The sequence below is a fragment of the Caballeronia eucalypticola genome, from assembly GCF_047608185.1.
GTDB lineage: Bacteria > Pseudomonadota > Gammaproteobacteria > Burkholderiales > Burkholderiaceae > Caballeronia.
Map to the genome: position 1 here is coordinate 14,101 of NZ_JBLKRU010000060.1, position 14,161 is coordinate 28,261.

At 53.3% G+C, this 14,161-nt stretch carries 7 protein-coding genes; 4 read left to right on the forward strand and 3 right to left on the reverse strand.

Annotated features, from left to right (window positions below; all coding sequences use genetic code 11):
* Position 1 precedes the first annotated feature (1 nt).
* From ACMX25_RS36490 to ACMX25_RS36500, 3 genes are all read left to right on the forward strand, one after another.
* Entirely contained in the window at positions 2-3,784 is a 3,783-nt protein-coding gene (locus ACMX25_RS36490; RefSeq protein WP_414954738.1) for an SNF2-related protein, read from the forward strand.
* A gap of 102 nt (positions 3,785-3,886) precedes the next feature.
* Complete coding sequence (locus ACMX25_RS36495; protein ID WP_414954739.1) at positions 3,887-5,011, forward strand: protein NO VEIN domain-containing protein; 1,125 nt, start codon at positions 3,887-3,889, stop codon at positions 5,009-5,011.
* Between the two features lie 83 nt (positions 5,012-5,094).
* On the forward strand, positions 5,095-6,990 hold the full coding sequence (locus ACMX25_RS36500; protein ID WP_414954740.1) for a DUF262 domain-containing protein: 1,896 nt from the start codon (positions 5,095-5,097) through the stop codon (positions 6,988-6,990).
* Positions 6,991-7,266: 276 nt separating this feature from the next.
* Here the strand turns inward: ACMX25_RS36500 and ACMX25_RS36505 are convergent, their stop codons facing one another.
* Together ACMX25_RS36505 and ACMX25_RS36510 are read right to left on the reverse strand one after the other, a co-directional pair.
* Positions 7,267-8,790: an alpha/beta hydrolase gene (locus ACMX25_RS36505; RefSeq protein ID WP_414954741.1), complete on the reverse strand. Its 1,524-nt coding sequence runs from the start codon at positions 8,788-8,790 to the stop codon at positions 7,267-7,269.
* 377 nt (positions 8,791-9,167) lie between these two features.
* Complete coding sequence (locus tag ACMX25_RS36510) at positions 9,168-9,980, reverse strand: hypothetical protein (protein WP_414954742.1); 813 nt, start codon at positions 9,978-9,980, stop codon at positions 9,168-9,170.
* 1,601 nt (positions 9,981-11,581) lie between these two features.
* On the opposite strand from ACMX25_RS36510, the gene ACMX25_RS36515 reads away from it, so the two are divergent.
* Positions 11,582-12,658: a lipase family protein gene (locus ACMX25_RS36515; protein WP_414954743.1), complete on the forward strand. Its 1,077-nt coding sequence runs from the start codon at positions 11,582-11,584 to the stop codon at positions 12,656-12,658.
* A gap of 309 nt (positions 12,659-12,967) precedes the next feature.
* Here ACMX25_RS36515 and ACMX25_RS36520 read toward each other — a convergent pair whose 3' ends face one another.
* Positions 12,968-13,987, reverse strand: a complete 1,020-nt coding sequence (locus tag ACMX25_RS36520; protein ID WP_414954744.1) for a hypothetical protein — start codon at positions 13,985-13,987, stop codon at positions 12,968-12,970.
* Between the last annotated feature and the right edge of the window lie 174 nt (positions 13,988-14,161).

The following is a 14,161-nucleotide window of genomic DNA, read 5'->3' on the forward strand; positions in this document are numbered from 1 at the left end:
AATGCTTAATTGGCTCAAAGCGAAGAACAACAACGACAAAACGGACATATCCTCACAAACACCGGTCGAGGTGTGGCGAGCGTTCACTCCGGACGGCTTGCTGCTCGGAAACCGTGACCAGGTGGGGATGGAGCCGGGAGCCGCACCTCTTCGAACACCCACAGTCGCGGCACTTGTCGGTCAGCTGCAAGACGAAGGCTATGCGTTGCCCGGCGAGGCGACAACGCACGTGAGTTGGGAATCGCTCTACGACCTGCTCGAGGATGCGAGTTACCAGGACAGCATGGCGCAACTCGATTTGCCTCCAGTAAGCGAGTTCGTTCCGGAGCTCCGCAGCCGAAGCACACTCACGGATTCTGACTTTTCCGTTTCGATATCTGCTTGGCACAGACCAGGGGGCACGACAGTCGAACGCGCCGATTTGACTGGGGCTCTGCTAAGGGCCGATGGTGAAGTACGCTTGTTGAATCGACGCACGTACGAGACGGTCGACCAAATCGCGCGGTTCGGCGCACGCGCGCAAGAAGAGCGGACTGAAGCGGTGCATCGCCTTCAGTGGGGAAGGATTCGCCGCTCCGCGATGGCGGCCCAAGCAAGATTGGACCAGTTTCTCTACAAGAGTGTTGTGCTGACGCCCGACAGCATTGACATCCATATGCGCAAGAGCGATGTCGCCGGCACGCGCGTTGTTGAAATCATGCCTAATTTCGAGGGAGCACCAGCTAATTGGCTTGATGCGTTCGACGCCGTTAAATCGGTCCCGAACCACTACAACATTAGTACCCCCGAGGGACTGGTTCATGTCATTGTGACACCCGAAGTCAGAACAGTTTTGGATAGCATTCGGCGCCTTGACGGGCGGCGCGTTGCGGGAAGCCGTGCAGAAGCATTCCTCGTCAATCCGTTTGCGGCGCTCGGGCGGGATGCCAGTGCTGTTATCGACGAAACCCAGTTTGAGACTGCGCGTATTGAGGCAGGCATTTTCTTCGAACACTTTGTTGCTCGGGTCGAACGCGATGCCACCGGCTATCCTGAAAACATTGGCCTCCATATCGGAAGTGCCGACGCTCAACAACGGGTTACTGAGGAAGTCCGGATTTTTTCAGGTGAAGAAGAGCTCAAGCGCTTCATTACAGGCGTCGAACGCGCGCTTGCCAATGAGCGACAACTATACGCTTGGGATGGATACGACTTTGAATTGCGAGGCGAAACGCCCGAGCAGGTTGAGATTCTGAAGAAAGCGCTTTGGGAGCGCGAGCAACCTCGAGTTCTGGTTCGCTACAGTGATGTCTACGACCTAAGCGTATATACGTCGCGCGTGACCGATATTGGCCAAGAAAAAGCCTATTACTCACCCTTCATCGCGAAGACCACCGAAGAGTGGTGGCCTGAGTCCATCGTTGAACACATTGGCTACCTTCCCGAGGGCGAGACAGAGCCCGTTGTGGTACCGCTTAGCCGGACCATGCGCGAGCAGCTGGATGCTCGTATCGCAGAGGCAGAACGCAAGGGCGAGACATACATCGACCTTCCGGGCCTTCCCAAGCCCATTCCGTTAGTCGATGCCAAAGATATGGTTTCAGCTTTCAGAAAAGCGCTTGTGGACGTCGAGAAGGGCTTGCAGCCGGGCGCTGGCGCGGACGAGCGGGACCGCGAGCCGGGACACGAAAAGCCTGGTCAGCGCAAGCACCTCTTGCTCAAACCGAATATCGACGCTGTGGACTACGAGGAAGCCCGACGCGAAATCCTTACAACCTATGCACACGAGCCTGCGCTGCCCACGTCACTCAAGCCAGAAACTCAGCTTAAAGCTCATCAAAGCGAAGGCGTAGCGTGGCTTCAGCACCTTTTTAGTCATTCGCCGGCGCATTGCCGGGGCGCGGTTATCGCGGACGACATGGGGCTCGGCAAAACGCTTCAGCTTTTGACTTTTCTTGCCCAGGCTTTCGAGGCCGACCCTGACTTACCGCCGGCACTCGTCGTCGCTCCAGTTTCCCTTCTAGAAAATTGGGTGGAGGAAATCGGCCGTTTCTTTGTCCCCGGCACGCTGCCCGTGCTTGTCGCGTACGGCGATAACCTCGCAGACTTGCGTGTGCCACGCGCGCTGGTTGACGCACAACTCCAGCAGGACAATTTGGTGAAGTTCCTCCGACCAGGTTGGCGGGGCGATAGTCGCCTAGTTCTGACCACCTATGAGACGCTAAGAGACCTCGAGTTTTCTTTTGCCGCCGAGAAGTGGTCTGTGATGGCCTGCGACGAGGCGCAGAAAATCAAGAATCCGAATGCGATGGTGACCCGAGCCGCAAAGAAACAGAACGTTATATTCAAAATTGCTTGCACTGGAACACCGGTTGAGAACAATCTTGCCGATTTGTGGAGCTTGTTTGACTTCGTTCAGGCCGGCATGCTGGGCGCTCTCAATGATTTCGGTAAGCGTTATAGAAAACCTGTCGAAGCGAAGACTGAAGAAGAGCAGGCCCGCGTCGAAGAACTTCGATGTCTCATCGAGCCTCAGATTTTGAGGCGAATGAAGCACGAGGTTGCAGACTTGCCGCAAAAACATCAGGTACCGGCCCGCATTCGCATATCGAACTACCAAAGGGTGTTATACACGCAGGCTGTGAACGGGTTTAAGGCAGGGATGGAAGGAAAGGGGCCGTCGCCCTTCAAAAATCACCTCGGATTGCTCCACTACTTGCGTACCGTTTGTACGAACCCGCATTTGCCAGGACAAGGCAAGTTCAAGCCGCAACTTCTCGAGCAGCATAGGTCCGAAGCCCCCAAGCTTGGCTGGCTCATCGACACGTTGCTAGCCATCAGGGAAAAGGGCGAAAAAACGATTGTGTTCTGCGAATTCCGAGAAATGCAGCAGATGCTCGCGTACTACATCGAAGAAGTGTTCGGATTCAGGCCAGATATCATCAACGGCGACGTAACGGCATCAGCCAAGCACGTTGCCAGCCGACAAAAGCGCATCAAGGCCTTCCAACAAAAGTCAGGGTTCGGGGTCATCATTTTGTCGCCGGTCGCGGTCGGCTTCGGTGTCAACGTGCAAGAAGCCAACCATGTTATCCACTACACCCGCACCTGGAATCCGGCAAAGGAAGACCAGGCTACCGACCGCTCGTACCGAATCGGGCAGACACGGGATGTGTTCGTCTATTGCCCCACGACATATGCCGACGATTTCACGACATTCGATGAAAAGCTCGATGCTTTGCTGACGTACAAAAGAGAACTTGCGAAGAATATGCTCAATGGCTCGGGCTCTATTACACCGGACGAGTGGAGCCTGAAGGATATCGTCCCAGGAGGTAGCGAAGACCCCGTGTTCAATAAGACTGTCACCATCGATGATGTCGTCCGAATGGATTGGGACTACTTCGAATGTCTTATAGCCGCAATTTGGCAAAAAAAGGGTTTCCGCTTGGTCTACCGCACCCCGACACACGATGCTGGCGTGGACGTGGTTGCCTTGACGGGAGGCATTGGCGAACTCGTCCAGTGTAAGAGTTCCGGTGTAGAAGACGCGGTTCTGGACTCGCAAGGAGTGAAAGACGTTGTCAGTGGTGAAGCAGAATACCGCTTGCGTCATCCCGGAGTTACTTTCAAAAAGACGGTTGCGACCAACCAATACTTCAACGAGACGGCTAAGGACACCGCGCACAAGAATCACGTTGGTGTTGTGAACAAGCGGGACATCGAGAAGTTATTGTTGCTTCACCCCATCACGCTAAGCGACATTCAGCGTTACCTTTGCGCCTACTGGGAAGATGCGGCGTAGCCCTGAAGCAGCGCTTATGCCAAGTCGGGTGTGGTGTTGGTCGCTGGATAGTTCCATCTTCGCCCTGAAAGTGACCGGACCTTCCGGCACCTCAAGAAATCTATGATTCTTCGAAAACTGCAAGACCCTGCGGCGGTCACAGCTGCGATAGATGAATTCGAGCGAGTCGGCCGCACCTCTTTCCTTGACAAGTACGGCTTTGGTAAGTCTCGCGAGTACATGCTGCGCGACCCAAGCACCGGCAAGCTCTACGACTCGAAAGCAATCGTCGGGGCGGCATATGGATATGCCTTTCCCGACGACGGAGCCCTTCGCGCTGAGGATTTTTCTGGCGGTGAAGCGACGGTAGAACGCGTCTTGTCGGACCTGGGGTTCGAAGTAGTCAGAGTTGGACAGGACTGGACCCATGTTGAGGTCGAGGCTACTGTACAGGCTTACTTCGAGATGCTTCGACTAGAGTCTTTGGGTATGGTTTACAACAAGTCGGAACGCAATGAGCAGTTGCGCACTAAAATTACTACCCGTAGCAAGTCATCCGTTGAACTCAAATTTCAGAATATCTCAGCAGTCCTTGACCAGTTAGCTCTTCCATATGTTCGTGGATACAAACCACGTTCGAACCTCCAAACGCTACTTCGCCAGACCGTTCTCCAATTCGTTGAGTCTCATCGGGGTTCCCTCGCGAAGGTGATGGAAAATTTCGACGAAAGAACTACGCCAGGCGAGCAACAGTTTCGTGGAGTCCTCGTCGAGCGGCCGCAAATTGAGAGCATTCCAGTCGCCACGCCGCGAGTTCGTCTTCCGAGGAAGCTTGATTACGCCGCTCGCGAAGAACGGAATCGAACGCTTGGTTACGAAGGTGAAGGATGGAGCATGAATTTCGAGAGGGCTCGTCTGATTGACGGCGCCCGTCCAGATTTAGCATCACGAATAGATTGGATATCGGACCGCCTCGGAGACGGCACGGGCTACGATATCCTGTCCTTCGAAACAACAGAACTTGCGCGGTTTGTAGAGGTGAAGACAACAAATGGCACCGCAACAACGCCATTCATAGTTACGCGCAACGAGCTAGATTTCTCCGAAGAAATCGAAGATGCTTTCTGTCTTTATAGGGTATTTGACTTTGGAGTAACCCCTCGTCTCTTCATACTTCGAGGGTCGCTCTCCAGCCATTTAGAGTTGGAGCCAATGGAATACCGAGCGCGGTTGAGGGCTATGAGTTAACTCACGTCGTTTCTCTTGCAGCACGAGGGAACCGTGTGCATTTCTGCGCGACTGAAAAAATTGCAGCAACTATGCGGTGCCAAATGCACCTTAATATCAAAAAAAGAGAGACCTCAAAGATGGATGCAAATGCGATTGCTCTTCTCGATATATTCGAGAAGAAAATGCGGTTGGAAATCCCAACGTTTCAGCGCCAGTACGTCTGGAATAAGGAACACCAATGGGAACCATTGTGGGAAGACATTTCTCGAAAATTCGCCGAATACATCGAGGGTCGTAAGGACGCGCCGGTGCACTTTCTAGGCGCCATGGTGCTCGACCAAAAGCAGACGCAAACTGGGAAGGTGGAGCGAAGAAGTGTCATTGATGGACAGCAGCGCCTCACGACGCTTCAGATTTTTCTAGCAGCGTTCAGAGACTTCTGCCGAAAAGAGGGCTTCAACGATTTCGGAGATGAATGTGAAAAATACACGCTCAACACCGGGCGAATGGCTGAACCTGAGGTAGAAAAATTCAAGGTTTGGCCCACCCTTTCGGACCGATTGCAGTTCGTCGCCGTGCTCGGGGCCGGCTCAAAGGCCGTAATCGACGCGGCCTATCCACTAAAGCGTCAGCCGAACACGAGGAAGTTCGAACCACGGCCGACCATGGTTGAGGCGTATCTGTTTTTTTACGAACAACTAGAAGAGTTTTTCAATGGGACAGCTGAGCTGCCCGCTGTCGCATATGAAGTGCCGTTAAGTGACCGCATCGAAGAATCCTTCGAAGCACTGAAGACCGGCTTGAAAATTGTAGCGATTGACTTGGACCGCGACGACGATGCCCAAGTTATCTTCGAGACACTCAACGCACGCGGCGAACCGCTGCTACCGGCGGACCTTCTGCGGAACTACATCTTCCTGCGAGCGGCACGTCAGAACGAAGAGCAAGAGGAATTGTACAAGCAATATTGGTCGGAGTTTGACGAGCCTTTCTGGCGGGAAGAAGTTACGCAAGGTCGACTCAAACGGCCGAGAAGTGACTTGTTTATTCAGCATTTCCTTGCCAGCAAGCAGGCGCGTGATATTCCAATCAAACATCTTTTCGTGGAATACAAGTACTGGCTCGAACGAACTCGTCCTTATAATAAAGTGGAAGACGAATTGAAGGCACTCGCAGACCAGCGTGAGGATTTCAAACGTATTTCTGCACCGCACGAATGCGAAGTTCTAGGAGCACTCGCGCATTTCCTCAACGCGTTCGATGTAAGTACTGCCTATCCACCACTTCTAGCCATGCTCGACATGGGTACCGGTGATAGTGAGATGAGTCGGGTGGCGGCGATTCTCGAGAGCTATCTGGTTCGTCGAGCGGTTTGTGGCGCCGACACTAAAGCTTACAATCGTATGTTTATGGGCCTAACACGAGCGGTCCGGCAGCACGGGGCTACTCCCGATATTGTGCTACAGCATCTGATGAGTCTGCGAAACGTAACGGATGAATGGCCGAGCGACGAGAAATTTGCGCAAGCATGGCTAACCCGGAATGCGTACAACCTTAATAATCTCCGCTTAACTCATATACTCGGACGCTTAAGCGAAACATATCGGACATCGAAGACCGAGAGCGTTGTCTTCAAGGCTTCCCCAACAGTTGAACATCTCATTCCTCAGGGATGGGTCGAGCATTGGCCGCTGCCGGACGGGTCCCGGGGGCTCGAATATGCAATTCTAGGTGACAAGGATGACCCAGCCGTACAAATGAGTTTACGACGGGATACTGCGATTCAGACTTTCGGGAATCTTACCCTCATTACAGGCAGTCTAAACAGTTCAATTCAGAACGGCCCATGGGAGGGCAAGCGCAGGGAAATTTTGACGCATTCAATACTCCCCATCAATGGCCTACTTCATCAGTACGATATATGGGACGAAGCTGCCATAGATAAGCGGGGACGTGAACTACTTGCCCGTGCCCTCATTGTGTGGCCTCGTGGGTAAATTTAGGTAAGCTGATTAGAGCTGTCCTTTCGCGAATGATGCAGCGACAGCTCAATCCCAGTTGGCCCTGGACAAACACGTCGTGCCTCTATTGCTTTCGGTTTGTATTCGCCAGGTGCTCCTCCAAATGAATGACTTTCCGGGAGTCCTTCGGCAAGCAGGCAAAGCCAATCCGGAAGCGTTCTTGCTTTTTGAAGGAGCTTATTGGATTGCGCTGACGATGGGAAGAGGCTGGCTGATTCGCAACATGGTAGCCCTACGTACATGTCTCGTCTTCTATGCCGCACGTCGGCTGGACCGGAGCCGCCAGTAATGCAGCCCCCCTTTTGGCATCTTCACCAAGCCATAGCGAAGCTCAACCGGTGTCCGATGTCGAATAACGTAATGCAAGTCGCATAAGAGACGTTCTTTCTCGAAAAGGTCAGCGTGGTTCAAAGCTATGCTGACCAGCGCCGTCACTGCCTCGGAACCGTCGACGGTGTCTACGCCTTCGGCGACAAAAATTCCGTTTCCACCTTGTCCTAGTCGCGCGTATTTGGTTCGAATTAACGACGATAACGCCAATGCAATGTCTGCATCCGAGGCATATAACGTGTAACGTTTCGCGCGCTTTCGAAGAGTTACAAGCGCAGCTTCGAAATGACCAGTGTCAACATCCGGTGCGGCCATGACGACCTCTTGAATCTGCGATGCATCGGCAACACTGAGACTTTGCAGTGCTTTAAAAAGCACTCGATTTCCCATGCTATGCGCAATGATGTGAATACCTGAGTCAGGAAAATACTTTTTCCAATGCCGAATAAATGTCGCAAAAGCATCAGCACTGGCATACGCGTTATCGGCGTCGGCAGCATACCCCCAAACGCTCTCCTCCGAGCCCCAACTGAAGCAGGCCGTGATGCCATCGTATTGAAGGTCTTTCGATATCTGAGCCGTTCGCATCAGAGCATCGTCGAACGTTACGTTGAAACCGTGGATGAATATTAAAATTTCCTCAGAGCCCAGAAACTCTTGTCGACTTAGCACTGCCTGGCGCCAATCACCGAGAGACAGCTCTCTTGACGAAGAAACTAAGAAATGCCTGCTGCTCTCACCGTCCGGTGAACGGAAACTGAAAATCGACGGTCGCTCAAGCCACCCCATCTGATGAGCCGGCGGCACCGAGACCTCAGCTTCACCGTAAGTCAGCTTGCCAATTCCACGCCCGCAATCGAAAGCGGCATCGTCTGTACTGCTTTCAGCGGTAGGGCGTCGGTCCGTTGCATAAAACACCTTAACGAGTGTGGCGTTTTGTTCATCGGGAGAACGATTGGACCTTATACAAATCATTGCCCTAGTTCCCGGCTCGCTCCGTGAATATTTTGGTGCCGGCTCGTTGAGGGGTAGGAGATGTTTGCGTAGGTCCTTGCAGCTCGCGATGATTCGCGTCGGTTCTGCGAACGGCTGGACTATTTGGCTGTGAATGTCGGATTGCAAGACATAAATGTAGATGTCCACAGGCAACTGCGAGATTAGCTCACGCAGTGTCTGTACAGCGTCAAAGGTCTGTTCTACGAGGTGCGCGCACATTTTCCGCTCACGGGGACGGCAGAGTCGCGCCCCAGCGTAAAATATTGGCAGTGCACCGCTCAGCTGAGACAAAATATCCCTGAGCCGATTTTTAAGGTAGGGGGTGTAGTTCTCAAACGCGCTTGCGTCTACAGTTTGGGCCCTTGCTTGCGCTTTTAGCATCACGCGAAGGAATTCATCGCAAGTTAGGATGGCTTTGTCGAGCGCATCTACAAGCTTTTCGAAGGCCATGGTCGTCCTCGACTGGAGTTAATGGACGTTATGAAAGCGCCGCTCGACTCCACCATTCACGCGGCATACGCTGATATTAGGCGAGTGTCCGCGAGGGTGCCAATCCGGGCGATTGCAACAAATTGTGGGGCTGCATCAATGTCTGTACTTATGGCGCTTGCGCGCGTAATCCTCGGATTGGAAGGACGATTCGCATTGCAGCGCTGAGAAGAAATCGTGACCCCCAGTGCGGCGCTACATGCCACCGTGACAGGTACTCACGAAGCCGAGCACCTTGCAGCCGACGCCATGGGCCAAGCATGGAGAGGATGGAAATCCCGACGGCCGCTCCGCTCGCGAGATGATGGAGTCTATAAGTTCCGGCATTTAACTTTACTTTATTTCTTGGCAATTAGGTCCGGCACCATTCGTTCTAAAAAGCCTGCCAAAAATCCGATTGACAAGAGGATAGAGATGTCAAGATTTTCGATATTGTCGGGACTAAGCGAGTGGTCGCCAATTTTTATGCTAGGGGCGAAACCTGCCCTAATAAAAATGTACAGAGCGATGGCTGAGATTGTTCCAACCAAGACTCGAGTACCGCCGTCGACAAAATTTTCGAGCCGGTTCAAATTCACAGTTGTCGATTTTTCACGGACGGCAATCGTGCTGGAAAATAAAGCGCCAACCATTCCAGCCAGAGCAATCGAAACCCATTGTGGCAAAGGTTGAAAGACCTTGGTGTCCGCACTCAAGAATACTATCCCGGATTGAAATCGGGCAATTGAGCAGAATGCTAACGCTAAGACCGCTGCTGTCGCCATCGAGAAGGCTAGGGTCCACGACCGGCCACGCAACTGACGTTCGGCGACCACTTGGATTTTGACAGCCTCTAAAATCTCTCGTGCGAGCGGTGCGTTGCCCGATAGCGCGGATTGTATCGCGCTAGCCATCTGCTGTTGCGCGCGCCCCACCATGTAACCGCGCCACTGATTTAGGAGGGCCGCGATTTCGACAACCAATGGGGCAATTGGTGAATATGCGGTCTGCTGAAGAGCTCTCTCGGTTTCGTTACCGGAGAACTGCACTTGCGGACCGTTGTCCTTCTCGGACCGATATATTGCAAAGCTCGACTCTTTGGCGTAAATCTCCTTAACGACGATTCCTCTGTAATCCTGTCTTCCTATCTGAATATCGTCTGGAGAAGACACGTTGCGCTCCAAGTTATGTATTCAGGGAAACAAAACGCTTTTCGCAATGTGCTGCGCAACTTCCGCTTGCTTGCCTTTAAGAAAAGCGCTTTTCGACCCCAACGGGGCGAACCCGTCAAATCGGCGGTCATTTCCTCCGGACCAGGCGTCGGTAGGACGGTCCAAATAAAAGCATATGTCGGTTTTTCCAGATTGAAAGGTTCAAAACATAGTAGGTGTACGCTAACGCATACAGACGTTGAATTCTTGTCAGGACCGGCCTTCGAGGCCGGCCACGAATTCACCACGGATGTCTCTCGCTCAGCGCTGCTGGCCCGTCGTCAGATGCGCGCTTGGCCAATTTGCTATGTGATACCAGCGTTGCGTTGTATCAACTAGACGCGCCGCCCATTGTGCGGAAAATTGCAGCCTCGGGAAGCATACTAGTTAGTCTGGCTAGTGTGTCTAGCGACCCCTCTATGGAGTGATATACCTCTACGCTCGCCTCATGCGAAAACCGTTAAAACGCGCAGGGTTAAGTTGGCGGAGGTGCAGAGCCTCATCCACGCGTTCATGTTAGCAACGCCGGCCTCATGCGCACCACACAATATGTAGAACCCAGACGCCAGCGGCTGCGTGGCGTCACATTCATGGTTGCAATCGGCTCGAAACTCCGCCGTGCATTGCGTGTCCGCTGCATGCTACGGTTGCGCTCTCGATACGCTGGATGCGTGGCTCGATATTCGCGCCAATAGCTAGAGTGGCTCGCGCGCCATTTCACCCCACGCCTGGGCTTGGTTGTCGCGGTAGTCTACGTCGATACGAAGCCGGTGGTTCTGCCAGTCGCGTCGACGTGCGCGCTGGCGAGCTTTCAACGAGCAATACCGCTGACGGCGAACATGCGGCAGCGGCACGAACGCGTTGCCACAGGCGAGACAGAGGCGGTCGATTTCGTGAGTGCCCTCCAGGTCAGGTTGCGACGGGCGGACGCTGACGTTTCGACCAGCCAGCGACACAACTGGCCGAGACAGAATAGGCAGGGGCTTACTAGGTAATCAATTCGTTAACGGTTATCGCGATTTGGTTGGCGCGTTTTGTCGGCCAGTCCCAGAAACTTGGACATTTCGTGACGGCTTCTAACCGAAAGAATGGCCAACCCTGTCTGAGAGCCCAGGACTTCTAGTCTTACCTCCCAGTTTGAGGCGAAAATGAAGAACTTTCGATGAGCCGCATCACTTCTCGCAGACGTCTTACTGAACGTTTAAGTGAAATCTTAGGAGTTAAGTTACGTCATGGATGCTTGGGCGTAAGCAAAAGGCGCTGATGTGTCTGGAGCGAGTGCGCGTGATGTTGGAACCTGATAAGACCTATTCGCACAATGGCTAAGACAGTCGCGAGTCAAAATGTGAATTTTAGCTTTTTAGTCGTTTGGAAGCATCGCGCTGATGGCAGAAATAACCCGAGCGTTTTCGTATTGTTATGGGTAATTTACATAAATAGAAATATGCGTCTGCCCACATACGCAAACAAAATGAATTGCGTGCAGCAACCCGCGTCCTAGAATTCTGTTTCGAGGCAGCGACAATCAGAGCTGACCGCGATGGAAAATTCCGGAGGACGATATGAGCATTGTCGCGCCGTCGCCAAAAGGCTTGATTCCCGAAAGTATTCTTCGTTTTTGGCGCAACATGTCGCAACGCCGAGACCAAGTCCTTGTTCGAAACCCGGGAGAAAGAATATATGGCGCCCCCCTTCCAGTAGCGCAGGAGGCATTTAAACACTGGGAGTGTGCGCTTCTCAGTCAATTGGCCTACATCAACGCCGAGACGATAAAAGCGCAAATAAGGAAAGTGCCACTCGACGATGTTCAAGGTGTAGTTGACCCTGTGGACCCAGTGGCGGCATTGAAGCACGCAGGGTGGGAATTCCTCGATACCTTTCCTAGTCTTCCGCTGGACGCCCGATTCAAGCGTGCGAATTTGCGGGTTGAGGTATGGGCCAAAGAGGACAGGTCCACCATTGCTATCGCGTTTGGAGGAACCGTTGCGACTTCCCTGGCAGACTGGCGGTCGAACTTGCGGTGGGTGCTGCCCAAGCATCCGGACGAGTACTCTCTGACCGTTCGCTATTTTGTCCCGGACTTCATCCGCGTCTTAAAAGAACTGAAGCTTTCAAAAGCGCCGACGATTTTTGCGACCGGGCACTCGCTCGGCGGTGGCTTGGCACAACAGTTCGCCTATGCGTTGCCCGACAATTTCGACGAACAAGGGATTTTGTCGCCGAGAGTAATTCAAGTCTTTGCCTTCGACCCCTCGCCGGTTACTGGCTTCTACAGCTTAAAGGAAGCTACTCGCACGCGAAACGCGCGTGAACTCAAGACCGACAGGGTGTTTGAGCGCGGTGAAATTCTTGCTTCCCTCCGCTCACTATTGGCGCTGGTGCAGCCTCCGTCGAAGGAGCATCCGGCAATTCGCACTGTTCGCTACAACTACCTTGGCATCACTTGGCCGGTTCACGCACATAGCATCAGCCAGTTCGCGAAAAGTCTTTACGGAACTGTCCGCTCTTCCTTGAGTGGCCAGCATGCGCAATCGACGGCGCCAAATACCCCGCTGACGGGTCAAGGGGAGGAACTCGTCGAAGTTAAGAGCGCTGAACCTTCGCAAAACGCGCCGTCTCCGATTCGAAGTGGGCGGTAGGTCTGAGAGGCGATGTAGGTGTTGGCCTGGCCCTATACCTTCGAACGCGCCTCAAACTTAAGTTGGTGATTCGGGTGGACGTGCTTCTTCTAGACTTGGGTCGTGAATGAGTTGCGCTGCGGCGACCGAGATTTCGGCCGGGGATGGTTACATCTCGCCCGGTCAAAGGCAGGTAGTCGCGTGAGCGTATTCCCATTGGCATGGCCACCATCGGCGCTCGTGAGTAAGCTTCTCTTTGATGAAGTCTCCCATGCACTCTTTTTCGTCACAGCTTTGAACGTTCGAGAGTTCGAACAACCAGGTGAGCGTCTACTTTTTGGATGCGTTTCCTCTACTCTTGTTTTGCGGAACGAAGTCCAACCCCGGTCTTACGCACTGCGCCTTTCCGTAGGAGACAAACGGAAACCACGCCCGAAGCTGTCTCTCAGCGCTTCCGAAAACGACAGACCAAAGCCGCACCCGCGTCGTCGCTTCCCAATCGACCTGTTCGTACTTAGCAGAGTCTTCGACACATGCACAGGGCGGAGGTAAGGGCAAGCCAAAGACTGGCAACGGGCTGAACGATAATTGCAACTGACGGGCCTTGAGGAGTTCAAAACTCTGTTGGGCACAGGGAAGAATGTCTGGGTAGTTGATGAGAGAAAGATTGTTGAGTCGGTCGCTGTAGTTTTCTTTATCAGCGTCAGCTGCGGTCCACAAGTCCATCGTTTCTTTGTAACCCTCCGTGTGCTCGACTAGCTCGAGAAACGGTTTGGGCATACTGGACCCGATGACTAAATGAGTGTTTCCAGTGATAGCCTTTTCCATCGCTACATTCAGCGGCTGAAAAACAGACTTCATCCATGCGCGCCACTCTGTAACTTCGGCAGTTGTGGGAGACTCGGGCTTACAATCTGTTTGTTTGGCATGTTGTCCCTTACTTGGAGCGTGGCCTTCCGAACTACTTTGCTGGACTTCAGTAGATGTTGAAGGGGCATCCTCCGAAGTCACTGCTGGCTTGTCGCCTGCGCAGTAAATCCAGAGCGCTTTTCCTCTGCGAGAGGGCAAATGTAGCTCTCGAAACGGACCCCACACCGCATCGCTCGCCTTCGCATAGGCATACAAAGGCCCATAAAGCTTCTCCAACTGCGCGCTGGTCGTCGCCAAACTGTCTAGACGAATCTTGTCAATATAGGCGGAAGCGAAAGTCCAGAGGCCACCCAAGAGCGTTAAGACCGCCGCAGGCGTCACTAAACGTTTCTGCCAGATTGAGCGGGGCGCCACTCGTTTAGCAGAAAACTTTGTTGACAGCGCTTTACGCTTGGCTTCTACGCGAGCACGGTTCACCACGGAGCCCTCTGACCGCTATAAGTGTCGGGAAGTCACGACTCCCGTCGCTCCGCGACTGGACATCTTAAGCAGTTATAGCAGCGTGCACGCCAATCTCAAAGGACTGCTCGGGTGCGAAGTTCAAGTTTAATCATAGCTTGCAGCGCAAAGACGTCCGCGTCCGTCTTCAACAAG

Bases quoted from the DNA above. Each gene is read 5' to 3' on its own strand.
- ACMX25_RS36490 (WP_414954738.1), top strand. From the start codon at position 2: ATGCTTAATTGGCTCAAAGCGAAGAACAACAACGACAAAACGGACATA.
- ACMX25_RS36495 (WP_414954739.1), top strand. From the start codon at position 3,887: ATGATTCTTCGAAAACTGCAAGACCCTGCGGCGGTCACAGCTGCGATA.
- ACMX25_RS36500 (WP_414954740.1), top strand. From the start codon at position 5,095: ATGCACCTTAATATCAAAAAAAGAGAGACCTCAAAGATGGATGCAAAT.
- ACMX25_RS36505 (WP_414954741.1), bottom strand. From the start codon at position 8,790: ATGGCCTTCGAAAAGCTTGTAGATGCGCTCGACAAAGCCATCCTAACT.
- ACMX25_RS36515 (WP_414954743.1), top strand. From the start codon at position 11,582: ATGAGCATTGTCGCGCCGTCGCCAAAAGGCTTGATTCCCGAAAGTATT.